This is a genomic window from Tissierella sp. (assembly GCF_032104385.1).
GTDB lineage: Bacteria > Bacillota > Clostridia > Tissierellales > Tissierellaceae > Tissierella.
This window is the reverse complement of sequence record NZ_DAMCHJ010000007.1, coordinates 113947-137032: the sequence shown is the minus strand read 5'-3', so window position 1 is coordinate 137032 and position 23086 is coordinate 113947. Positions and strand designations below refer to the sequence as shown.

Below are 23086 nucleotides of genomic sequence, written 5' to 3'. Positions count from 1 at the left end.
CATACCTACTATCTTATTCTTATCATCCTTACTCACATACCCTTCTACATCATAAGTCATAGGAAACATTACCTCTCCTTCAATATCTTCTTCTAGTTTTCTGTCTAATGTTACTTTATATCCTTGTCAAAAAATGTCTGTAATGCTGTTTCATAAAAAACAATCTTACTCTGTTCCTATGGAAAAATCAAGCACTGATTACATTATTTGTAAAATGGAAAATAAAATATTAATTACTAAAAAAACATCTTATAAATATATCTATCATTTATGATCATATTTAATATGATTATATCTCTAAATATAAAACTCCATCTAGATAGATGGAGTTTTATATTAATCTGAAGGCTCAGCTTCGATAAATATTTTTTTTAATCTATAAATCAATACCATCATAAATATTTTTAATATTATTCCAATAATAGGAACAAAAAACATTAAAACATTAATATTAAATAAAAAAGCAAAATTTAGTAAAACAATATTAATAATTGAAATAATAGTGTAACTCTTAAGCTTTTGTGTATTTTCATTGGCTGCCTCGGGATAATTATTATAAGCTAAATATTCAATAGAAGATTCTAATGTTTTGAAAAATAAAATCAATTCCAGTAATTGATATAATACCATCCAAATCAACATAAATATAGAATGATTTATTAATCCATTGTAAAAATAATCCAATATTCCAGCTATAAATGACATAGCTGTAGCCAATAATCCTATATTTTGAGCTTTATGAAATGATTCTATCTTAGTTTCTTCATATAGCTTTCTTAATCCATTCGAAACCAATAATAAACCTACAAAAACAGGTAGAATTTTAACTACCCCAAATTTTATGTTAAAAGTTGTAATAAATATTCCCCAAAGAATTTGACTATATCCTTCAAACACTAAATCTCCCCCCTTGCCCTTAAATACTTAATTATTTCCCAAATATTAAAATCACGTTTTTCATATCTTATATTATTTATTGGTCTATAAAAAATTCTGTCATCTGAAGTCTTATAATTAAATTTTGGCTCTATATCATATATATTAAATTTCCTTAAAATATCCTGTGGTTCTTGGAATTTTGAATATATATTCATAAGATCCCCATCTTTATATTGAATTCCTGAAATATCCTTATAGTTTATATTTCCTATTTTAATTTCTACTAAATCCTCTATTTCCTCTAATAAAGAGGCATCTATATCCACTAAAGTTATATCCTCCTTAACCTTTGCTTTACTAGATGAAGTGCCATCAGAGGAACTACTACCGCTGGAATAATCAAAATGTTCTCCTCTATATTTACTATAATTATATAGTTTTATTCTGCCAAGATTTACATCCATTACGTCCCCATTATCGAAGGTAATCTTTCCATTACTTAATTCTATTTCATCATACTCGCCTAAATCCCTTCCATCAATAGTAATATAGATATTACGAATCACATATCTACCATAAATATCTTCTCTGTGATAGTTATTTTGTGAAAACATATAAAATACATCTCCAAACCCTCCATTTCCTCTTGGATAAAAAACAAGATTAGGACATTCTTCAAATTGAATATCTGTAACTTTTCTTTTATCTGAAACATTTGTAATATATTGGAAGGTGAAATTACCTTCATCAATATAATCTCCAGAAACTGAAAATACTGTTTCTGAATAATTTTTAAGAAACACTGGTTTATCTAATCTCATAAATATAGCAATTCCTGAGGAAATTATAAGTCCTGAGATTATAATGATTAACCCTCTTTTTAAGATTTTTCGGTTTAAATCCATAAAATCCCCCTGTTCTTAATATCTTAATTTCATATTGATTTAAGTGCCTGTTCTAAATCTTCTATTATATCTTTGCTATCCTCTAATCCAACGGATATTCTTACCATGCTTTCAGTTAACCCAAATTCAGCCAATCTCTCTCTCGGATATCCTCTATGAGTAATAGCTGCTGGAAGTTGAACTAAAGTTTCGCAATCCCCTAAGCTAACTGCCAATTGAGCTAGTTTTAATCCATCTACAAATTTTATTGCTGATTCCAAACCACCTTTTACTTCAAAGCTTATCATGGCTCCAAAGCCCTTCATCTGTTCTTTAGCTATACTATGACCCTTGAAATCTTCCAAACCTGGATATAGAACTGAATCTATCTTTGGATGACTTTTCAAGAAATTTACTACTTCTATTGCATTTTTCTCATGTTGTCTCATCCTAATACCTAAAGTCTTTAATCCTCTAAGTAAAAGCCAGGCATTAAATGGACTCATAACTCCCCCAAATTCACACATATATCCAAATTTTAAATATTGAATATAATCTATATCCTTTCCTATGGCAACTCCTCCCACTACATCTCCATGACCACAAATATATTTTGTAGCACTATGGATTACAATATCTGCTCCTAATAATAGTGGGTTTTGAAAATAAGGGGAAGCAAAGGTATTGTCTACTACTACTTTAATATTGTTTTTCTTTGCTATTTCGGAAACTTTAGTTATATCTATAATTGATAAATCTGGGTTTGAAGGAGTTTCAAAATATATTACTTTAGTAGAGCTATCTATTGCATTTTTAAGTTCATCTAAATTTGTAAGATTTATTATTTTATAATTAATATTGTATTTTGGAAGCAATTCAGTAATTACACTGTAGGATGAACCATATAAAGTTTTATGAACTATAATAGTATCTTCTGGTTTTAATAAAGAAAATATAGTTGAGCTAATGGCTGCCATTCCTGAAGAAAAAGCAACTGCACCTGCTCCATGTTCTAGTTCTGCCATTCGATTTTCAAATAGTCGAAGTGTAGGATTGTTTCCTCTAGTATAAACATAGTCATCGGATTCAAAAGACATTATTTTATTTGCGTGTTCTATATTGTCAAAGACAAAGGTTGAAGTTTGAAATATAGGTGGATTCAATGCATTACTTGGATTTTTACCTTTAATTCCTCCGTGAATTACTTTTGTATCAAAGCCTGTCATATTTATTCCTCCATTCTCATTAAAATCTTATTCTTATATTCAGAAGCTTATTGATAAATATTTTTTATTATCTTATAGCTACCTCAGTACCTAATGAAAATAAATATAAATAGGATTCTTTTACTTTCTTCTTCTTTATCTTTTCAATTGCTTCTTTATATGATGTAATTTGGTCTTTATATTCAATTATAAGTTTTTCTATTTCCTTTTCATTAATATTATCAGTTTTATAATCTATAATTACAACTTCATCATCTTCTTCAAAATAGCAATCTATAATACCCTGTACAAGAATAAAATCATTTCCATTTAGATTTTCTAATATTTCATCTGCCTTCTTTTTTATTACAAAGGAAATTTCCCTCTTAATCAATGGAGATTTCCTCATTCTTAAACCTATATTAGAATTATAAAATCCTTCAATTTTATCGAGATAGTTATTAAGTATAAATTTAGCTTCTGCATCCGTTATAAGATTTTTAGAAGTAATTTGTTCTATTTGTTGTATTAAATCATTTCTATCTAATTTCCCACTGAGGTCTATATGCTGCATTATAAGATGTATAAGAGTACCAATTTCAGAGCCTTTTAATTCCTTTTTATCCATGATGAATCTTTTACTTTCTTTATCAAATTCTAAAAGATTAGATAAAGTTGGAATATCATATTTTAAACTTGAAAGTTTTTCTGTATTTATATTTTTCAACTTTGTAACAGCTAGTTTAGCAGGAATATTTACAGCATTTTCATAGGGATATTTATAGCTAAGTCTCCTTTCTATTTCTTCATAGGATTTTATGTCTATAAAGCCTTCAATATTATTTAGCTTTTCTATATTGTCAACATTGTTATAGGTTTTTCTATCTTGTAATAAATCTGTAACTGAAACTTTATTTACCTTCCATTTTTCATATTGACCTTTAACAAATATTTCATTTATTGCCTCTGAATCCATACCTTCAAATAAGCAGCTTCCTATCCAATCCATATAGGATTTACCCCTATATAAGAAATACCTTAAATGTCCCTTTCTCCATATTTTAATGCTATCATCTATTTTATTAACTGAGCCAACCATTATTAGCCTATCAATAGCTCTAGTCATAGCTACATAGAGAATTCTCATTTCCTCAGATAGATTTTCAAATTTAATTTTTTTAGCTATTGCTATTCTTCCTATTGTATCTTTTTCAATACGTTTATCTATATTTATATATTTAGGTGCTAAACCGTATTCTTTATGCATCAATATTTTAGCCCTTGTATCCTGTAAATTAAATCCTTTATTTAATCCACATAAAATAACTACAGGAAATTCTAAACCTTTACTGTTGTGTACAGTCATTAGTCTAACTACATTATCATTTTCACCTAAGGTTTTTGCTATACTTGAACTATCATTTCCATCAGAATTCAGTTTTTCTATATATCGTAAGAACTTAAATAATCCTTTCATAGATGTTTTTTCAAATTCATAGGCCTTGTCTACAAGAAGTCTTAAATTAGCTTGTCTGATTTTTCCCTTTGGCAAGGTGCCTACAAAATGATAATAATTAGTTTCCATTAATATTTCCCATATTAAATCACTTAAATCCGTATATTTGCTCCTATCTACCCAATCATTAATCATTTTTAAAAAACTATCTAATTTCTCAATAATCTCAGGTAAAAAATTCTCATCATTTAATTCTTCATCATTTTCACCTATATATTTTATACATGCATCTATATAGCTACCTTTTGTATATTTAGATCTTATTTTTACTAATTCTTCTGTAGTGAATTCTCCAATAGGTGATCTCATTACACTAATCAATGGTATGTCTTGCCTAATATTATCAATTAATTTTAATAAATTAATCATAATCTGTATTTCTATAGTATTAAAATAACCAGCTCCACCATCAAAATAAAATGGAATTTCCTCTTTATTAAATACCTCTTCAAATATATTGGACCAGTCTGAAACTGAGCGTAATAATATTACAATATCCTTATATTCTATTTTTCTTAATTTGTTTTCATTATTCCCATCATATATCTCTTCATTTAACAGCTCTTTGATTTTCTTTACGGCAAATAAAGCCTCTATTTCTGCCGTTTTCATAGATTCTAATTCATCATTTATATCATCTAATTGTTCTAGTTTATCCTTGCTACTAATTGAGCTTTTCTCTATTATATTTAATTCCACAGGATTATTAGTTGAAAATTCTTTATTTCCACATTTTAAAAATACATTCTCATTATAATCAATTTCTCCTAAATCCTCTGACATAATATTCTTAAATATATAGTTTGTCCCCTCTAAGATTTCTTCCCTACTTCGAAAGTTTTTATTTAATTCAACTACTCTATTAATTATATTATCATCTAAATCTTCCCTATCCTTAGTATATGCTCTATATTTACTATTGAAAATACTTGGATCAGCTAATCTAAATCTATAAATACTTTGCTTTACATCTCCTACCATAAATAAATTATTATCTCTTTTGATTTGTTCAATTATGGTTTCTTGTATACTATTGCTATCTTGATATTCATCAATGAATATATAATTAAATTTATTTTTATAAGATGCACCAATATCAGAGGGAATATATCTAACTGATGACTCCTCTGATATTATAGGTTTTCTTAATATACTCAATGCATAATGCTCTAAATCATTAAAATCCACAATAGATTTTTCAAGTTTTTTACCTTTATATATTTTGTCTAAATCAATGATTAATTCCTTTAATGCTTCCATTGCTTCATACATAAAATTAATATCTTCTACATATTCAGAAAGATTTTTATATGGTAATAACTCTTTTAATGAGGCTATGATTTTTTTATATTCTTCTCTTAATATATCCTTTACTTCTTTTTGTTTTTCTATATTTACATTTATATTTTTGGGGTCATCTGCTTTAAAGGAAGATATTCTAGGTGCTTTAAAATTATGAATTTCATTTATAGCTTCAACTAGCTCCTTTTCTAAGGAACTGTTTATTTCATCTAAAATTAGCAAATCCTCTTGTAATGTCTTTTCATATACTTTTGGTCCATCCTCTTCGGTGGATATTTTTAATGCTAATTCTACAATACCTTTAGCCCCTTCGACTTGCATTTGAACATAATTTAAAATCTCTTTATACCATAGGGAGTTTTTAAACTCCTCCTCTATCATACTAAGTCTATTTACACTATTTTCTAACCACCCAAAAGGCTCTGGAAAGCTAAGTAAAAATTTATAGACTCTACCTATAATTTCACATAACTCTAAATCTCCCCTATTCCCAGTAAATCCTTCTACTAAAATTTTAAAATTCTCATTTTCTTTTGTATATGCTTTTTCTAATACTTCATCAATAGAGTCCTGAAAAAGAATACTTAATTCACTGGTATCTCCAATTCTAAAACTAGGGTCTAAACCTATTATATGAAAATTCTTTTTTACTACATCAAGGCAAAAGGAGTGTATTGTTGTAATATGTCCTTTGTTTAAAAGATTTAACTGCTTTCTTATATGCTTTTGGTTTTTTCCCTCATGAACTGCTTGTACTAAGGCTTTTTGTATTTTTTGCTTCATTCCAGCAGCTGCAGCATTTGTAAATGTAACCACTAAAAATTTATCTATATCTTCATTTTCATTTTTAACAAGATTAATTATACGTTCTACTAGTACAGCAGTTTTACCTGAGCCAGCAGCAGCTGATACAAGAATATTGGAATTTCTTAAATCAATTATCCTTTTTTGTTCCTTAGTCCATTCCATATTCTTAATTCCCTCCTTTCACTGAGATTTTATCAAAAAAATCATCTTTTTTTATGCTCTTAATTTGTCTATATTGATTGCCTATGGTTTTATCAAATTGGCAGATACTTATATAATCACAATATTTACATGGAGTACTTCCATCTTTTTTTCTATATGGATTCATATCAAAATTACCACTTAAAATACCACCTGATAATTCAGTTATTTTAAAATCAATATAGGATAGAACGCCATCAAACTCTTCTTCCGTTAATACATTAGAAACCTGAGTAAAATCTCCGTCCCTTTTTATTCCTGCAGGAACTATATTAGAAGATGTTCCAATATTTCTATCTATTTTATATATAAGGTCTTTATCCTTAAGTACAAATCCCTTTAGCTTTAAGCTCTTTAGTATCTGTTCTTCTATATCTTCACCCTCACCTTTAATTATAGGGTCATCTACATGATAGTAAAATACTCCAGCAATTTTAGGTTTTTTGCCAAATAATTTTTCTCCATTATTTACTATTACATTCAAATATACAAGTAGCTGAGTCTGAATTCCCTCATAGGTATCTGTAAAATCTATATCTTTTCCAGAAGATTTATAGTCTATAATACTTAAATATATATCACCATTAGTATCCTCAAAAACATCTACCCTATCAATTATTCCTCTTAAGTTTATAGAATAATTATCTGAGCTAATTTCTAAAGAATCAATATATATTCCCTTTTGTATTTTTTCATCTTTTTCATCTATTATTCCAATTTGTAATTCAGTATATTTTGGTCTAAATTCACTGCTTTGGAGCTGTTTAACTAATGTGTAAGCTGTTCTCTTTAATATTCTACTTATTTTCTTTTTTAAATAGTTGTTTCTGTTATTTGCATTAAATGCTGTGACTTTTTCTGACATTATAGAGAGAACCTTCTCTATAGATTCTTCTACTAATTCGTATATATCCTCTTTAGTCAAGAGGTCTATTTTATCATTAAAAACTATAAGTTTATTTATAAAGTCCTCCAAAACAGCATGATTTATATTTCCTATGTCAAAAAATTCTATTTTTTGAATTAATCTTGGACTTGGCTTTAATATATTCTCAACAAAATATTTAAACTGACATTCTGCATATCTTTCTAGTTTTGAAACTGTTATATTGATATTATCATTAAATCTATTCCTAATTATTTCTGGTTCTAATTTTGATATTTTATTTATATAATTAAATCCCTTGTTTATAATATGAAATTTATCATTGTAATTCTTCTTATACCATATATATACAGCTTTCCATATATCATCTATTTCGCCGCCATCAATATATTCTCGCATATTTTCAACAAGAATATCATAGGTTCCATTATAATTTGATATATATTCTAATTGATTTTTACATGAAATATCAGTTTCCTCTTTAATAGATGGAAATATTCTCTTTAATGTATCTACATATAGGGAAGGCTCCATTGATTTGCCCTCTATGGTTCCTAGAGCATAGCTAATAAATAATTTTTCTGTAGGAGATGAAAATACTTTATAAAGCATATGCTTGTCCTTAAAATATGAAAAACTTGAGCCACTTATAATTTTAATATTGTTATCCAGTATAGTTTTTCTTTCTTCATCTGATAACAAGCCTTTTTCTTTATTAGAATCAAGATTTTTCTCATTGGTCCCTAAGATAAATAATGCTCTTGGTTTACTTACAGCAATTCTTTCTATATCCCCTACTTCAATCCTGTCAATAGTTGGCGGAATAATACTAATTTGAACTTCCTTAAGGCCAACCTCTAAAATTTTTCTATATTCTAATGGAGTGATTTCTATATCTTCCCCTATAAGTAAAATTTGCTCAAAAACTTCCATTATTTGATTCCATACCTGTGCATATTCACTTGATTCTTCATATTTATTTTGTCTTAGAAAATTTTCAATAGAATTATTCATTTTCTCATTAATTCTATGAAGCTTTAGGTATTCAAAGATAAAAGCTGTAATTTCACTTATTGTTGAAAGTTTTTTAAATTCATTTATCTTACCTATAAAATCTGATATAAATAATTTTCTTATATCCTCTATATACACCAATGCATCTGAATCTATCTTTTGGAACCATTTTATGCCTTCTACTCCATATTGAAGAGCATGATTTTCAAGATAATTTATTTGGCTGCTATTTAATGGAGCAAGTCCTGTTTTAAGATATTGAAATACATCATCATATCTGAAATTCCATATAAAGATATCTAATATAGATAGAATATATTTACTAACTGGATTATTCATAATATCTCGCTTTGTATCTAGAAAATAAGGTATATCAAATTTATCAAAAACTTTTCTTATATTTATTATGTAACTTTCCATATCACCAACTGCTATTTTTATATCTTGCCATCTATAATTATAATCTCTTACAAGTGATATAATTTTCTGAGCAGTTTTCTCTACTTCAGTATATGTATTCATCGATGAATAGATTATTATATTATCAGTAGATTCAGTAAAGGGTTCTATATCAATAGAAAATATATTTTTTTCAATGGTTTTTATTTCATTTGAAGAAATTTTATTTTCCCATATAGGTATGATTTCTATATTATCATCTAAAGTTGATTCAATAGATGCAAATGTATCATATATGGTTTTAAATGCTTCCCAATCATGAAAAGCTTCTATATCCTTAAGATATGATTTATCTATGTTTAAAGACATGGTAACACCCTTTGAATATTCTGATAACACTTTAATCATCTTTATCCTCTGTTGATTAAAGCTTTCAAATCCATCAATCCAAATTCTAGAGTTTTTAATATAGTTTGAATCCTTTATCATTGAAATAACTAAGTTAAATCTATCCTCCTCATCAAGGAATTTATCCTTAGTTTTTTCATTGTATTTTGAGTATATCCATCCTATATCTGATAATTTGCTTTTTAAAAGAATATTATCTGTATTTTTAGCTACTTCTTCTAGGGAATCTTGGCTGATTAAGTTTTGCTTTAATTCTTGTATAAGTAAATTAAACTCTTTTAAAAGACCTCCATGTCCTGAGGCTTTTTTAAATAATTTTAATTCATTACGATTTTCCTCGAATATCTGTTTTAATAGCATAATCTTTCCAAAAGGATTAATATCTTGAGTTTTACTTTCTCCCATTTCCTCTAATATTTTATCTGCAAACCTCTTAAAGCTAAGAATTTCAACACTCATAATACCTTCTAAGTTAAGTCTTTGGATAATATCATATTCTGTCTGATATGTGATTAAATCTGGGACTATAAGTATAAAATTATCTCCTGTATTTTTGTTGATTTCTCTATTTATTTCATCATATATATAAGTGGATTTACCTGTCTTGGCTCGACCTGAAATTATCTTCATATTGGAATATCCCTCCATTTTACTTGTTTTTATTGCAATTCAAATCAGTAAAATCCGTATGAAAATTATATCATAGGGTTTTTTTTTATACAAGTTAGGACAAAGTGTGGTTACTATCATTGGGAATAAAAATGATTAACATTTTTTGGCTATTTGACATATTGTATTATGAATACCTTTACTTTCACTTAGATATAAATTATATTGGAGGTGTTTTCATGGGTGATTTATTAGGTAGGAGAGATGACTGCTGTAACGATAGTTCACTATTATTTTTCTTTTTATTATTAGTGCTTATTTTCTGCAATGAAGATATGTTTGGAGGATGTGGCTGTAGATAATGCTAATTCTCAATATTTATTGTAAATCATATCTATCATTTATGAGCATATTTGATATGACTTAATAAATATATTAAAACCCCGTATTAATATACGGGGTTTTAATAATTTATTTTACTACTATATTGTAGATTTTTCCTGGAACAAATATTTCTTTTACTATTTGCTTTCCTTCTAAGAATCTACTAATATTATCATCAGCCTTTGCCTTTTCTCGAGCTATATCTTGAGGATCCTCAACACTAATTTCTATTGTACCTCTTACTTTTCCGTTAACTTGAACTGGAAGTTGGACTACTTTATCCTTTGTCTTTTCTTCATCATATTCTGGCCATGTAGTTTCATGTAAATAACTTTTTAATCCTAAGATTTCCCAAAGTTCTTCAGTAATATGAGGTGCAACTGGATTTAGTAGTATTATATAAGTTTTCAAATCTTCTTTTGTAATCTTTCCATAATCATTAAATTCATTTAATAGACTCATTAAAGCCGCTATTCCTGTGTTGAATTTTAATGTCTCGAAGTCTTCAGTTACTTTCTTAATTGTCTTGTGAATACTTGATTCTAATTCCTTTGTATAGCCTTCACCATCTACTACTATATCTTGAAGTCTCCATACTCTTTCAAGGAATCTTCTACAGCCTTTAACTCCATTTTCTGACCAAGGTACACTCTTTTCAAAGTCTCCAATAAACATTTCATAGGTTCTTAGTGTATCTGCCCCATAGTCCCTTACTATATCGTCAGGGTTTATAACATTTCCACGGGACTTTGACATTTTCTCGTTATTATCTCCTAATATCATACCATGGGAAGTTCTCTTTGCATAAGGCTCTGGTCCAGGTACTACTCCAATATCATACAAGAACTTATGCCAGAATCTTGAATAAAGTAAGTGAAGTGTAGTATGCTCCATACCACCATTATACCAGTCTACTGGCATCCAATAATTTATTGCTTCTTGGGATGCTAATTCTTCTTCATTGCATGGGTCAATATATCTCAGGAAATACCAAGAAGAACCTGCCCATTGTGGCATTGTATCTGTTTCTCTATGAGCTTTACCTCCACATTTTGGACATGTAGTCTCTACCCAATCCTTAATATTAGCAAGTGGTGACTCACCAGTGTCTGTTGGCTCATAATTTTCTACTTCTGGTAGCATAACAGGTAGTTGTTCTTCAGGTACTGGCACCCAACCACATTCGTCACAATGTACTAGTGGTATTGGCTCACCCCAGTATCTTTGTCTAGAGAATACCCAGTCCCTAAGCTTAAAGTTTACTTTTCTAGTTCCAAGGCCTTTTTCTTCTAGCCATTTAATCATATATTCTTTTGCTTCATTTACTTCCATACCATTGATAAAATCAGAGTTTACAACAACTCCTGCCTCTGTATCTGTAAAAGCTTCTTTCTCTATATCTCCACCCTTTATTACTTCTACTATTGAAAGATTGAATTTCTTAGCAAATTCCCAGTCACGGCTATCATGTCCTGGTACTGCCATTATAGCTCCTGTACCATAGGTCATAAGCACATAATCTGAAATCCAAATAGGAATTTCGCGACCTGTAGCAGGGTTAATAGCTTTTAAACCTTTTATTTCTACCCCTGTTTTTTCCTTTGATAGCTCAGTTCTTTCAAAATCTGATTTCTTACTTACTTCATGTTGATATTCTTTAATTTCTTCTAGATTTTCTATTTCATCTTTATATTTTTCTATTAAAGGATGTTCAGCTGCAATAACCATATAGGTTGAGCCAAATAGTGTATCAGGTCTTGTGGTGAATACCCTTAGTTTATCTTCCTTACCTGCAATTTGGAAATCCACCTCTGCTCCTTCAGATTTTCCAATCCAATTTGTCTGCTGAGCCTTTACTCTTTCAATGTAATCGACTTTATCTAAATCACTTATTAGTCTATCAGCATATTCAGTTATTTTCAGCATCCATTGATTTTTTACTTTTCTTACTACTTCACCACCACACCTCTCGCAACTACCTTGGATAACTTCTTCATTTGCTAGCCCTATTTTACAGGAAGGGCACCAGTTAATAGGCATTTCTTGTTTATATGCTAATCCCTTTTCATATAACTTCAAAAATATCCATTGGGTCCATTTATAATAATGTGGATCTGTAGTATTTATTTCTCTAGACCAGTCAAAGGAAAATCCTATGGATTGCAATTGGGATTTAAATCTAGCTACATTTTGCTCTGTAACTATAGCTGGATGAATTTTATTTTTTATAGCAAAGTTTTCTGAAGGTAATCCAAAGGCATCCCAACCCATTGGAAACAATACATTATATCCTTCAAGTCTTCTCTTTCTAGAGACAATATCTAGTGCAGTATATGGTCTTGGATGTCCTACGTGTAATCCATTTGCTGATGGATAAGGGAATTCTACTAATGCATAAAACTTTGGCTTATCAGATTTATTTACTGCCTTAAAAGGCTCTCTTTCTTCCCAAACCTTATGCCATTTTTTTTCAATTTCATTTGGTCTATACTCTCTCATAATATTCCTCCTCTTTATACAATCACTAACACTCATTGAATTACGTCATTCTACGCAGTTTCGCAACTCAAATTTATTTGCTCCCTATCGGTTATATAACTTTGGTACTCATTGCGTTTGACTTACTAAAGCTCACTATCCTTCGCTAAGTTAGGTCATAAAAAAACCTTTCGTCTCTTATAGAGACGAAAGGTAAAATTCCGCGGTACCACTCTTGTTGATATTGCTATCCACTCAAAATATAACGGCATTTAACCGACTAAGATTACTTTATTCATCTTAGTAACTCAAGGACGAGTTCAGTCTTTATCAATACTATCTTTCACCAAACGATAGCTCTCTACAATTGACATACAACTTACTACTTCCTTTCTTTGTCTTTATTAATTTAAAGTCTATTGTAGCAAAGAAATCTTATAAAATCAAGGATATTTTAAAAATTTTTATATTTCCCCTATTTTCTATGACTAAAGTATGTTTTATAAACATTAAGAATAACTAAACTTTATATTATACTCATGATGTAAATATGTTTTCTATACGTTTTCTATCATAATCCATTATCCAACTATTGTATTTCTTATAGAATGGATAAAGTGTTTCCTTATCTTTAGAGACAAGACCAAGACCTCTATCATCATATAAATGAAACATCAAATATTTATCTGTAGCAAAAAGGAACACCGAGCTTTCAAATTGTGGATTGCCACCACCTTGTGATGGAAAGTCTGTAAGAATAATTTGCATTAGTAAAGCTTTTATATCAAAAGAAATCAGTTTTAAATTCCAGTAATACTGAACCTCTATAAGGGTTACAGTTTCCCCATTACCTATATCATAAAGAATGGTGCATTCTCTTTCTTCCATGGGAAACGGCAATCCTGTTGTACTACAAATAACATTAATATCTTGTTCCTTATCAGTAAGCCTACTCCCTTGACAATCATCTGCATCAAGTAGTACATCAATCCGAAGTATATTAAAATCTGCTGATAAATCACTATAAATATGAAATACTTTTTCAAATGCATTTTTAAAGTAATTAAAACATTCATTATCTCCCCAAGGCTCTGAAATTTCAAACCTCAAACCAATGGGACAGTTATAAAAGATAGGGTGTTTAAGTGTTGGCATCCCCATACTTAACAATGTATTATCAACACGCTGTGCCAAACAGTTCTCCATATATAACACACCTCCTATTATGTAAATAATTTTTAGTACCCATAATCCTACAGCTGCACAACAAAATATAAATTTTCTTATTTTAAAAATCAGCTTCATATTTTGGCCTTGCTACTTACAACCCGACCTAGTATCAACTTTTCTATTGGTGTATATCTTATTACAAAATCAATATTGTTTTTATTTTATTCATTAGTACACTTTTCACTCCTCTTAAACATAAATCCACAAATCACTGATGTTAAGGGCGAAACCAATACAAGTCCTATACAGCCTATAAAAGTGTGAAGTATCTCTGCTGCTACTGTCTTTGAATTTAACAAATTAAGTATTGGTGTTCCTTGAGCTATATATACCATTATAACTGATAAATAACTTCCCATATATGCAAATAAAAGGGTTGTAGTCTGGCTTCCAACTACGGATTTTCCTATATTGAACCCTGATGCTATCAAATCTTTTCGAGTTATATTAGGATTGTTCTTTACAACTTCATCTAATGCCGTTGAAATATCTACTGCTAGATCCAATATGGCTCCTGAACTTGTGAGATATATTCCCCCTTGAAAAATAGCTGTTAGATCAAGCTTCAAAAAACCTGCATAAAGTAATGATTCTGACAAAGTCATAACTGTACCGTGAATGTTGAAATACTTACCAAATATGACTGCTAAAATACAAGTAGCTAAGGAGCAAGAAATTGCACTTATAATAGCAGCGTAAGCTGTTTTTGTAAATCCTGTCACTAATAAAATAGTTATGATTGTTAAGAAGTTTCCTACTATCAAAGCTACTACAATAGGACTGAATCCCCTTAACATAGCTGGAATCAATATCTTCCATATACTCATAAGTGTAAAAGCGAAGGATAATAATGTTCTAACTCCTATAACTCCTGAAAAAATTATAATAACTATAGCAAAACACCCTATAAGTACAACTTCCTTGTTTAATCGATAATGGTCCACCATATTAGCAAAACTAATATTTCTATTTTCATCAAAACCAATAAGTACCCATGCCTTATCTCCTTCTCTAAAAATTTTATCTTCTGCAAGACTACCTGTCAACATATTGTTGGCGGATACTATATGTCCCTTATATGAACCTGTTTCTATTTGTATTATAGCTTGTTGATCTCCTTGTCTAAATAATCCAGTATTAATTACCCCTGAATTATCAACAGATATTACCTTAGCCTTTACTCCCTCTGTAAATATATATAGTTGCCTGTCAAATCCCGTTGGTAAGAATGCAAGTATTGTTAATAAAATTATAAGAGAAAGTATAAATCCTATTTCTTTTCTATTAACATTTTTTAAAATATATTTCAAGAATTAACACCCCTTTCATTTAAACAAGGCTGGAAATATTCCAGCCTTGTTTTTCTGATTATTTAAGTCCTGCTGCAGTAACTAATTTATAATAAATCTCTGTATTATCATATGCTCCGTTAAATAATTCTCCTTGTACACCTGTAGCATATACAGGAACAGGTACTCCTGTATGAGCATAAGAAGTCCATCCTATACCAGCTTTATTATTTAATATATGAGTTAATGTTACTGAGAGCGGATTGTAACCCCCATATAATATTAGCAATTCTTCTTTATCTTTTTCTATAGGCTCTTTAGCCATAGTTTCAGCAAATGCTCTCTTTAATTTTGCTACTTCTCTATTTGATAGTTCTAAAGCCATATATGGTTTATCTCCTTCACCATCTTCATATTCATTTTTAAGACCAAAATTTTGAGTGATAACTGGCATTATATCTTCAAAAGTTAAGTTAGGATTTTTTTCTATCATTTCATCAATTAATGCATCAAAGGCTATATAAGACATCTTTTGGTTTTTTAATATTCCTAATGCTGTATCGTATCCCGTTGTAGCTTGACCTATAGTCATACCACCTGTTTCATGATCCCCTGTTACTACTATTAGTGTATCTTCTGGATGTTTCTTGGCAAAATTAATAGCTACTTGAATAGAATCTTCAAAAGCTAAAACATCACCAATATTTGCTTTTGCATCATTGGCATGCCCTGCCCAGTCAATTTTTCCTGATTCAACCATCATAAAAAATCCATCTTTATTATCAAGAACATCTATACCTTTTTTAACGAAATCTGCAAGAGTAAGATCTCCTTTTTTATTATCTACTGCATATGGCATAGCACCACCATCTTGAACTACGGGAGTTACTGCATATACTTTACCTGAGTTATTGTTTAGAGCTAAAATATCTTCTTTAGTATTTACTATTTTATATCCTTTTTCTTTCATAACTTCATATGCATCTTTTTGATCATTGTTTCTTCCCTTTGGTTGACTCAATGTTCCACCACCAAAATAATCAAATCCTGATTCTGACATTTGCATTGCTATATCATAATAATTGTTTCTGGATGCTGTATGTGCGTAATAAGCTGCTGGTGTTGCATGATTTAAAGTAACCGTTGAAACTATACCTATTTTCATACCTTTTTCTTCTTTAAGCCTTTCCGCAATAGTTTTAGGAACATTATCTGATTTTACATTTTCAACCTTATTACCTGTAACATTGCCTACTGGCTTTAACCCTATAGTACCACTCCATGTTTTATACCCTGATGATAATGCTGTAGCTGTAGAAGCTGAATCCGGTGCAAATGAAGTTGCATCATGGGTAGTTTGATATCCTACTGCTTCAAAATCTTGAAAATTTAGTGAATCTAATTTCATATTATTGTGTTGATTATTTCCACCATAAATCTGAGCTGAATTCACTTGAACTGCTGCCATACCATCTCCAATAAACATAAATATGTATTTTGCAGTTCTTACCGCTTCTTTTGCTGCAACTAAATCTCCCGTTGCTTCAACTAATTGGGGTGTTAGATTTGCTTCCGAAACTAATAAACTTCCCGACACAACTGCAACTATCATTGCTACAAACAATAAAGACGATAAAACTCTTTTAAACATAATATCCCTCCATATTATTTTTTTCTTACAATTACACTATAACTTATCTATGTTAAATCTAATTAAGTTGTTCGTAATGTTTTTGTTAATCTTATGTAAAATAAAAGACCTTGTTCAAAATAAAAAATATTAAATATGTAAAAATACATATGAAGCAAAACCTTTACTGAGGAAGAAATTAACATATTAACTCAAATATAATAACACTCCAAAATTCCACAATCCTTGATTTTCAAAATAATTATTCCCCAAAAGTAATGCTAAAGAAAAAGAAGTAATGGAATTATAAATTCCATTACTTCTTCCCCCTTTAATACCTCTTTCTTCATATTTCATAATACTTTACGACTATATTGTAGAACTCCTATAATCATTTTCTGCATATGCTTAATATAACTTAAACTCTGTCCCTAAATAGCACTTATCATATCTCCATCTTTAAAAAACATATCCTTCAATATACGATATTCACCAGGCTCCAGACTTCCATAGAGTCAGTCCCAATTGATTTCCCATTCTCTATTATCTCCAGAGTTTAAATCATGACCAATATCTTCAAATCCATAATTATCGTTTATAGCAACAGGGACTTGATACCATGTTTCATTTATTTTCTTTTCCATCAAAATCTTTCAATTTGCCAAAAACATCCTTTACCCATTCCTCGTTTTCCCATAAACTAAGATTATTCACCTTTCTTACAGCATAATGACCTGTAGCAAAAATATCCACTCCATGTCCACCTTGTAACTCCTGTTTTTGTATTAATTCTAATGTTTTATCAGCAAATCTTGGCAAATTTTTGTTAGATATATATTTCTCAAAGGATACTTTCTCTTCCAATACAAAAGTCTCAGTTTGCAAGTTGGTTTAGTCTATTATTTATTTATTGATTGAAAGTTATATTATTATTTTCACCTAAGTTTATAAATTCAGATTCAGAATATAGATTCTCTTTTTTGTTTAAAAATATATCTATACCTTCTAAGATTTCAGAACCAATAATAATATCATGGCCTAATACCTCTTCCTTTCCATTATCTAACTTTATTAAACTATGATATCCATTACCTTTATATCTACAAAATAATTTCCCACTGTCCCCTAATCCAATCTTTTAATTTTTTATATAGCCATTTCTTTCTGCTGTATCTAATATAAAGAATACATCTTAATTATTCTTATTGGAATACTCTACTGTTAATATAATTAGTCCAATAATAGCTAGTATTATTCCAATTATAAAAGGTATTCCTAGAAACAAACTTTGAACTACTTCATTCCCATATTGCCTTGACCCAAAAATTGCATACCATAATTTTGAACCATTCCAGCTTGTTATGCTTGGAGCATAAAATGCGGCGGCAATAATTATACTCATCCCTATTATTACACCTGATAACATAATTACCGAACCTATTATAGTCTTTTTCACCATTAAAAACCTCCCAATAAGAGCTTTATATTGTTTAAGATATTATAATCATTTAAGCAGCATCTATCTACAACTATACAACATAATCATATTTGTTTACTTTTAATAGAATTCTTCATATTATTGACATTAGAATTACTCCAATAATAAAAATTAACCTTATTTACTTAAAATAAAATCAGACATTTTGGTCTCTTCCCATTCAATTCCTATAGGAGAAACATTAGAATATAGTGTTATTGAGCCATTTTCGTCAATAATAGCTTTTAAATGAAAATTCATTTCTTTAGGTTGCAAATACTCATCATACATTTGCTGATAATTACTGTTGTCACTTTCCTTTGCTTCCTTAATGTAACCTACTGTATCTGGATCCTTGTCATAATTTTTATGAATTATCTTATAGTCAAAAATAGCTTCAGTTCGTTCATTAGCAACTCCCTCTTGATAATTTGTCATTTGAAAGTCTAATAATTCATAATATGGAGAAAAAGCTTTCTTAGATTCTTCTTCCATATATGCACTTATTTTATCATATATCTTATCGTCAGATGTTTCTTCTGTATCATTACCTTGCTTAGTTTCTATTGGTGTTTCAATAGGAGTTTTTTTTTGGATATTTCCACAACTAGTAATGACCAATGTCATACAAAATAGAGATATAGTAAATAATCTTATCCTTCTCATAATACATCCTCCTTATATTAAGTTTATTCCACTTCATATTATTCTACATTATAACATAAATTTAGATTTTCTTTTTTCTATTTTAAATATTTTACTTCTCTTTTTCTATACTTAGAATATAATATTATCTGCTATTTTTTCATGTTTCTTCGTCAAAGAGCAAAAACAAACCCTATGGGAATAAAAAATAACTCTATCCCATAGGGTCTTGTTTTCTAAAATTCTGCCGATTTAACTGTTCTTGGAAATGGAATAACATCCCTAATATTTGACATACCTGTTATATACATAACAGCTCTTTCAAATCCCAGACCATATCCTGCATGTTTTGTACCACCAAATTTTCGTAGTTCTAAATACCACCAGTAGTCTTCTGGTTCCATACCATTATCTATTATCTTCTTTTCTAATACATCAAGCCTTTCTTCCCTTTGTGATCCGCCTATTATCTCTCCTACACCTGGTACCAAAAGATCCATGGCAGCTACTGTTTTATTATCCTCATTCATTCTCATATAGAATGCTTTTATTTCCTTTGGATAATCAATTACAAATACTGGCTTTTTAAATATCTTTTCTGAAATATATCTTTCATGCTCAGTTTGTAAATCTATGCCCCATTCTACTGGATATTGGAATTCTTCTCCTGATTTTTTCAAAAGTTCAACAGCTTCAGTATAAGTTATTCTGCCAAAATCAGAATTAACTACATTTTCAAGTCTTTCAATTAAACCTTTATCTACAAAGTTATTGAAAAATTCCATTTCCTCTTTAGCATTTTCCATTACATATTTGATTATATATTTCATCATATCTTCTGCTAATTGCATATTATCATTAATATCAGCAAAAGCAATCTCTGGCTCTATCATCCAAAATTCTGCCGCATGTCTTGCAGTATTTGAATTTTCAGCTCTAAAAGTTGGTCCAAAGGTATAAACATCTTTATATGCAAGGGCAAAAGCTTCAGCTTCTAGCTGTCCAGATACTGTTAAACTTGTTTCTTTACCAAAAAAATCATCAGAAAAATTCACCTTTTTATCTTGAGTTAAAGGTATATTATAGAAATCTAAGGTAGATACTCTAAACATTTCACCTGCACCTTCTGCATCAGAAGCTGTAATAATTGGTGTATGAACATATACAAATCCTCTTTCTTGAAAGAATTTGTGTATTGCATATGCAAGTATTGACCTTACTCGAAATACAGCATTGAAAGTATTGGCTCTAGGTCTTAGATGAGCAATAGTTCTCATATATTCAAAAGTATGCCTTTTCTTTTGTAAGGGATAGTCAGATGCTGAATATCCTTCAACTTCAATTTCACTAGCCTTTATCTCAAATGGTTGTTTTGCTTCTGGCGTTGATACCAATTTCCCCTTTACCTTTATTGAAGAGCTAAGAGGTAATTTTTCTATTTCCTTAAAATTCTCTAATCCTTCTTCATAAACTATTTGAATATTTTTAAAGAATGTTCCATCATTTAATTCTATAAATCCAAATATCTTTGATGATCTTGATGTTCTTATCCATCCTTCTAATTGAATTTCTTGGTTTAAATATTTATCTGTGTCTTTGTAAATGTTTCTAATTGTAGTCTTCATCTTTATTCTCCTTTCTTTTCTCAAAAAATAAAAAAACCTTCATCCAAAAGGACGAAAGTTTATCTTCCGCGGTACCACCCTAATTGCTAACAGCCACTTTAACACATATTACAATATGTGTCACTGATAACGGTGTGAATCCGTCTAAGTCTACTCTCCTAAGATTTCGGTTAGAAACTCAAGGATGTTCTTCAATATAAGCTTCGTGCCTATGTCTCACTATCATAGGCTCCCTTTGACTACTTCTTATATCTACTCTTCCTATCAAAGTTTTCTTTACTTTTATATAATTATAGTTATTTTCCCTAGTATTGTCAATGGATTTAGCTAATCTTTACTTTATATTTTATAATTACTAGTGAAACCATAGCTTTGCTATTTTTTACAATATGAACTTTCTCTATATAAGTTTCAAAAATACTATCTTTAATATTTCTTTGAAATTCTTTTTTATTATATCCATTTTATTAGATTTATAGTATAAAAGAATGCTGTTTAAATAACATTCTTTTATACTATGCACTATTTTTTTAATTAATTATTTTTTAATAAGTTCATAATAGTTTTGTATACTAATTGCGGTGCTACTTCAAAAGAATATTTCTTTTCAATCCTCTCTGTAAACTTATGTGCATCCTTACCAAAAGACCCTATATCTAACACTGGTAAATCTAATTTTTGCATATCTTCTAGTGGTAAATCATATTTAGTTCCAAATCCAGGCATATTATCTTTCAGTGCTGCTATGATCTTTGGATCTTTTGGGGCTGCCCCATAGCTTAAATCTGAAATATATGGAAAGAACTTCTTATAAACCAATTTATAATCTGATTTAGTTGTACTTACAGCATCTGCTACTGCATTTAGCAATGCTTTTTCTTTTGGTGCACTTCCCTCTACATAAATATGAGGGTAATATGGAGGTGTATAATATACTATAACAACTGGCTCTCTATATGACCATAAATTGTGAACTGCTTCTACTAACTTTAAGGAAAAATCTCTTTGATCTATAGATTCATCTTTTAACATTTCTTCTGTAAGTTCAGCAATCTTTTCATCAAGTTTATTGCCCATTTCTGCTTTTACTTTTTTATATAATTCTTCATATGTTAATACTCTTGCTTTCCAAGGAAGCTTTTTATATTCTCTTCCTGCTAGCTGACAAAATCTTTCATATTGGATATTTAAATTATCAATTGTTGACTCAAAGGCTTCCATGGCTGCATCTTTCATCTTCACCAATACTTCATCTGGTGTACTGCAATGTGTTGCATAGTTAAAGAATAAAGTAGATGTTTTCGCTATTTGAACTGAATACTCTGGCTTTAAATCCCTTTGTTTTAAAGTAATTGGAGGAAGTGAAACTTCACCTTCAGCCACATCACAAAAGTCAGTATTTAAATTGATTCTATTGGTAATAGAAGAAGCTATTTGATTAGGATCTATTCCTTTAAATGATTCACCAACATGAGTTTCTTTTCCTACTATATAGAATGATGGCATTAATTTACCTACTGTTCCTATATAAACATATTTATTTTCATCGCCTTCAAATTCAGATGTCATGTAATCAGTATCTAAAAGAGCTAGATATTCAAATCCTTCTTTTTCTTGGATTTTAACTAACTCTGGTATTATAGATAACATACCACCTGAGTTTCCTTCCTCATCACAAACAGCAGCATAAATCAAATTACCTTCAAAGTCTTCAATGTTCTTTGATATATATTCCATCAATGCTATTATTATAGCATCACCAGTTTTCATATCAAAAATTCCTCTGCCAAATAAATAATCTCCCGATTCCAAGTCTTTTCTTACTTCTTCTGGTAATGTAGATGCTATCTCTTTAAATTTCTCTGTCAACTCATATGGTTTATTAGCATATTCTTTCAAGCTGCCATAATCTGAGATACCAACTGTATCAGTATGCCCTATCATCAATACAGTTTTATTGCTATTTCCCTTTTTTCCTTTTAATATTACTAATACAGATTTTCTACCTAGTTTGTCATTCGCTATATCCACAAATTTTATATGATTAGGATTTTCTTTATAATAATCCATTTCTAAAAAAATATCATAAATTTTTTGCACAGAATCTAACTCTCCTAATGTTTCTACCACACTAAGCTCTTTTGTTAACTCTACTGCAATCTGCTCAATTCTTGCTGCAATTTCTTTATTCATACTCTGCCTCCTATAATATTTAGTT

At 29.5% G+C, this 23086-nt stretch carries 17 protein-coding genes and 2 other annotated features; of the genes, 1 reads left to right on the top strand and 16 read right to left on the bottom strand.

Annotation, left to right across the window (positions count from 1 at the left end; genetic code table 11):
- Nucleotides 1-336 precede the first annotated feature (336 nt).
- The 5 genes from RT714_RS09100 to RT714_RS09080 all read right to left on the bottom strand — a co-directional run bounded on the left by RT714_RS09100 (nt 337) and on the right by RT714_RS09080 (nt 10131).
- Nucleotides 337-897: a hypothetical protein gene (locus RT714_RS09100; protein WP_313757260.1), complete on the bottom strand. Its 561-nt coding sequence runs from the start codon at nt 895-897 to the stop codon at nt 337-339.
- Nucleotides 897-1784 carry a hypothetical protein gene (locus RT714_RS09095; protein ID WP_313757259.1) on the bottom strand — a complete coding sequence of 296 codons (888 nt, stop codon included), beginning with the start codon at nt 1782-1784 and terminating at the stop codon, nt 897-899. Before RT714_RS09095 ends, RT714_RS09100 begins: the two co-directional genes overlap by 1 nt.
- Before the next feature lie 29 nt (nt 1785-1813).
- Nucleotides 1814-2989, bottom strand: coding sequence for a PLP-dependent aspartate aminotransferase family protein (locus tag RT714_RS09090; protein WP_313757258.1), 1176 nt, complete (start codon nt 2987-2989; stop codon nt 1814-1816).
- A 67-nt stretch (nt 2990-3056) separates the two neighbouring features.
- Nucleotides 3057-6755 (bottom strand): helicase-exonuclease AddAB subunit AddA, encoded by a 3699-nt coding sequence (addA, locus tag RT714_RS09085; RefSeq protein WP_313757257.1) that lies wholly within the window; start codon nt 6753-6755, stop codon nt 3057-3059.
- Nucleotides 6756-6759: 4 nt separating this feature from the next.
- The gene (locus tag RT714_RS09080) at nt 6760-10131 is read right to left on the bottom strand and encodes a PD-(D/E)XK nuclease family protein (protein WP_313757256.1); all 3372 of its coding nucleotides are present in this window, start codon (nt 10129-10131) and stop codon (nt 6760-6762) included.
- Nucleotides 10132-10349: 218 nt separating this feature from the next.
- Between RT714_RS09080 and RT714_RS09075 the strand changes: the two genes are divergently transcribed.
- Entirely contained in the window at nt 10350-10472 is a 123-nt protein-coding gene (locus tag RT714_RS09075; RefSeq protein ID WP_313757255.1) for a hypothetical protein, read from the top strand.
- A gap of 109 nt (nt 10473-10581) precedes the next feature.
- Here the strand turns inward: RT714_RS09075 and leuS are convergent, their stop codons facing one another.
- The 11 genes from leuS to RT714_RS09020 form a co-directional block, all read right to left on the bottom strand.
- Nucleotides 10582-12993 carry a leucine--tRNA ligase gene (leuS, locus tag RT714_RS09070; RefSeq protein WP_313757254.1) on the bottom strand — a complete coding sequence of 804 codons (2412 nt, stop codon included), beginning with the start codon at nt 12991-12993 and terminating at the stop codon, nt 10582-10584.
- Between the two features lie 178 nt (nt 12994-13171).
- Nucleotides 13172-13377: a binding site (T-box leader), on the bottom strand.
- 132 nt (nt 13378-13509) lie between these two features.
- Nucleotides 13510-14178, bottom strand: coding sequence for a DUF3885 domain-containing protein (locus tag RT714_RS09065; RefSeq protein WP_313757253.1), 669 nt, complete (start codon nt 14176-14178; stop codon nt 13510-13512).
- A 185-nt stretch (nt 14179-14363) separates the two neighbouring features.
- Nucleotides 14364-15512 (bottom strand): YibE/F family protein, encoded by a 1149-nt coding sequence (locus RT714_RS09060; RefSeq protein WP_313757252.1) that lies wholly within the window; start codon nt 15510-15512, stop codon nt 14364-14366.
- A gap of 58 nt (nt 15513-15570) precedes the next feature.
- Nucleotides 15571-17142 (bottom strand): alkaline phosphatase, encoded by a 1572-nt coding sequence (locus RT714_RS09055; protein WP_313757251.1) that lies wholly within the window; start codon nt 17140-17142, stop codon nt 15571-15573.
- Nucleotides 17143-17328: 186 nt separating this feature from the next.
- Nucleotides 17329-17478 (bottom strand): hypothetical protein, encoded by a 150-nt coding sequence (locus tag RT714_RS09050; protein WP_313757250.1) that lies wholly within the window; start codon nt 17476-17478, stop codon nt 17329-17331.
- Between the two features lie 158 nt (nt 17479-17636).
- Entirely contained in the window at nt 17637-17765 is a 129-nt protein-coding gene (locus RT714_RS09045; RefSeq protein ID WP_313757249.1) for an immunoglobulin-like domain-containing protein, read from the bottom strand.
- Entirely contained in the window at nt 17746-17985 is a 240-nt protein-coding gene (locus RT714_RS09040) for a hypothetical protein (RefSeq protein ID WP_313757248.1), read from the bottom strand. Before RT714_RS09040 ends, RT714_RS09045 begins: the two co-directional genes overlap by 20 nt.
- Before the next feature lie 328 nt (nt 17986-18313).
- Complete coding sequence (locus RT714_RS09035; RefSeq protein WP_313757247.1) at nt 18314-18580, bottom strand: hypothetical protein; 267 nt, start codon at nt 18578-18580, stop codon at nt 18314-18316.
- 156 nt (nt 18581-18736) lie between these two features.
- Nucleotides 18737-19264, bottom strand: a complete 528-nt coding sequence (locus RT714_RS09030; RefSeq protein WP_313757246.1) for a hypothetical protein — start codon at nt 19262-19264, stop codon at nt 18737-18739.
- A 215-nt stretch (nt 19265-19479) separates the two neighbouring features.
- Nucleotides 19480-20868 carry an asparagine--tRNA ligase gene (gene asnS / locus RT714_RS09025; protein WP_313757245.1) on the bottom strand — a complete coding sequence of 463 codons (1389 nt, stop codon included), beginning with the start codon at nt 20866-20868 and terminating at the stop codon, nt 19480-19482.
- Nucleotides 20869-20912: 44 nt separating this feature from the next.
- Nucleotides 20913-21145 (bottom strand) — a binding site (T-box leader).
- A gap of 257 nt (nt 21146-21402) precedes the next feature.
- Nucleotides 21403-23061, bottom strand: a complete 1659-nt coding sequence (locus tag RT714_RS09020) for a M20/M25/M40 family metallo-hydrolase (RefSeq protein WP_313757244.1) — start codon at nt 23059-23061, stop codon at nt 21403-21405.
- Between the last annotated feature and the right edge of the window lie 25 nt (nt 23062-23086).

What these genes read in the sequence shown, in the direction of transcription:
- addA (WP_313757257.1), bottom strand. Translation starts at nt 6,755, where the DNA reads ATGGAATGGACTAAGGAACAAAAAAGGATAATTGATTTAAGAAATTCC.
- RT714_RS09095 (WP_313757259.1), bottom strand. Translation starts at nt 1,784, where the DNA reads ATGGATTTAAACCGAAAAATCTTAAAAAGAGGGTTAATCATTATAATC.
- RT714_RS09020 (WP_313757244.1), bottom strand. Translation starts at nt 23,061, where the DNA reads ATGAATAAAGAAATTGCAGCAAGAATTGAGCAGATTGCAGTAGAGTTA.
- RT714_RS09075 (WP_313757255.1), top strand. Translation starts at nt 10,350, where the DNA reads ATGGGTGATTTATTAGGTAGGAGAGATGACTGCTGTAACGATAGTTCA.
- RT714_RS09080 (WP_313757256.1), bottom strand. Translation starts at nt 10,131, where the DNA reads ATGAAGATAATTTCAGGTCGAGCCAAGACAGGTAAATCCACTTATATA.
- asnS (WP_313757245.1), bottom strand. Translation starts at nt 20,868, where the DNA reads ATGAAGACTACAATTAGAAACATTTACAAAGACACAGATAAATATTTA.
- RT714_RS09065 (WP_313757253.1), bottom strand. Translation starts at nt 14,178, where the DNA reads ATGGAGAACTGTTTGGCACAGCGTGTTGATAATACATTGTTAAGTATG.
- RT714_RS09050 (WP_313757250.1), bottom strand. Translation starts at nt 17,478, where the DNA reads ATGAAATATGAAGAAAGAGGTATTAAAGGGGGAAGAAGTAATGGAATT.
- RT714_RS09045 (WP_313757249.1), bottom strand. Translation starts at nt 17,765, where the DNA reads ATGGAAAAGAAAATAAATGAAACATGGTATCAAGTCCCTGTTGCTATA.
- leuS (WP_313757254.1), bottom strand. Translation starts at nt 12,993, where the DNA reads ATGAGAGAGTATAGACCAAATGAAATTGAAAAAAAATGGCATAAGGTT.
- RT714_RS09055 (WP_313757251.1), bottom strand. Translation starts at nt 17,142, where the DNA reads ATGTTTAAAAGAGTTTTATCGTCTTTATTGTTTGTAGCAATGATAGTT.
- RT714_RS09035 (WP_313757247.1), bottom strand. Translation starts at nt 18,580, where the DNA reads ATGGTGAAAAAGACTATAATAGGTTCGGTAATTATGTTATCAGGTGTA.
- RT714_RS09030 (WP_313757246.1), bottom strand. Translation starts at nt 19,264, where the DNA reads ATGAGAAGGATAAGATTATTTACTATATCTCTATTTTGTATGACATTG.
- RT714_RS09090 (WP_313757258.1), bottom strand. Translation starts at nt 2,989, where the DNA reads ATGACAGGCTTTGATACAAAAGTAATTCACGGAGGAATTAAAGGTAAA.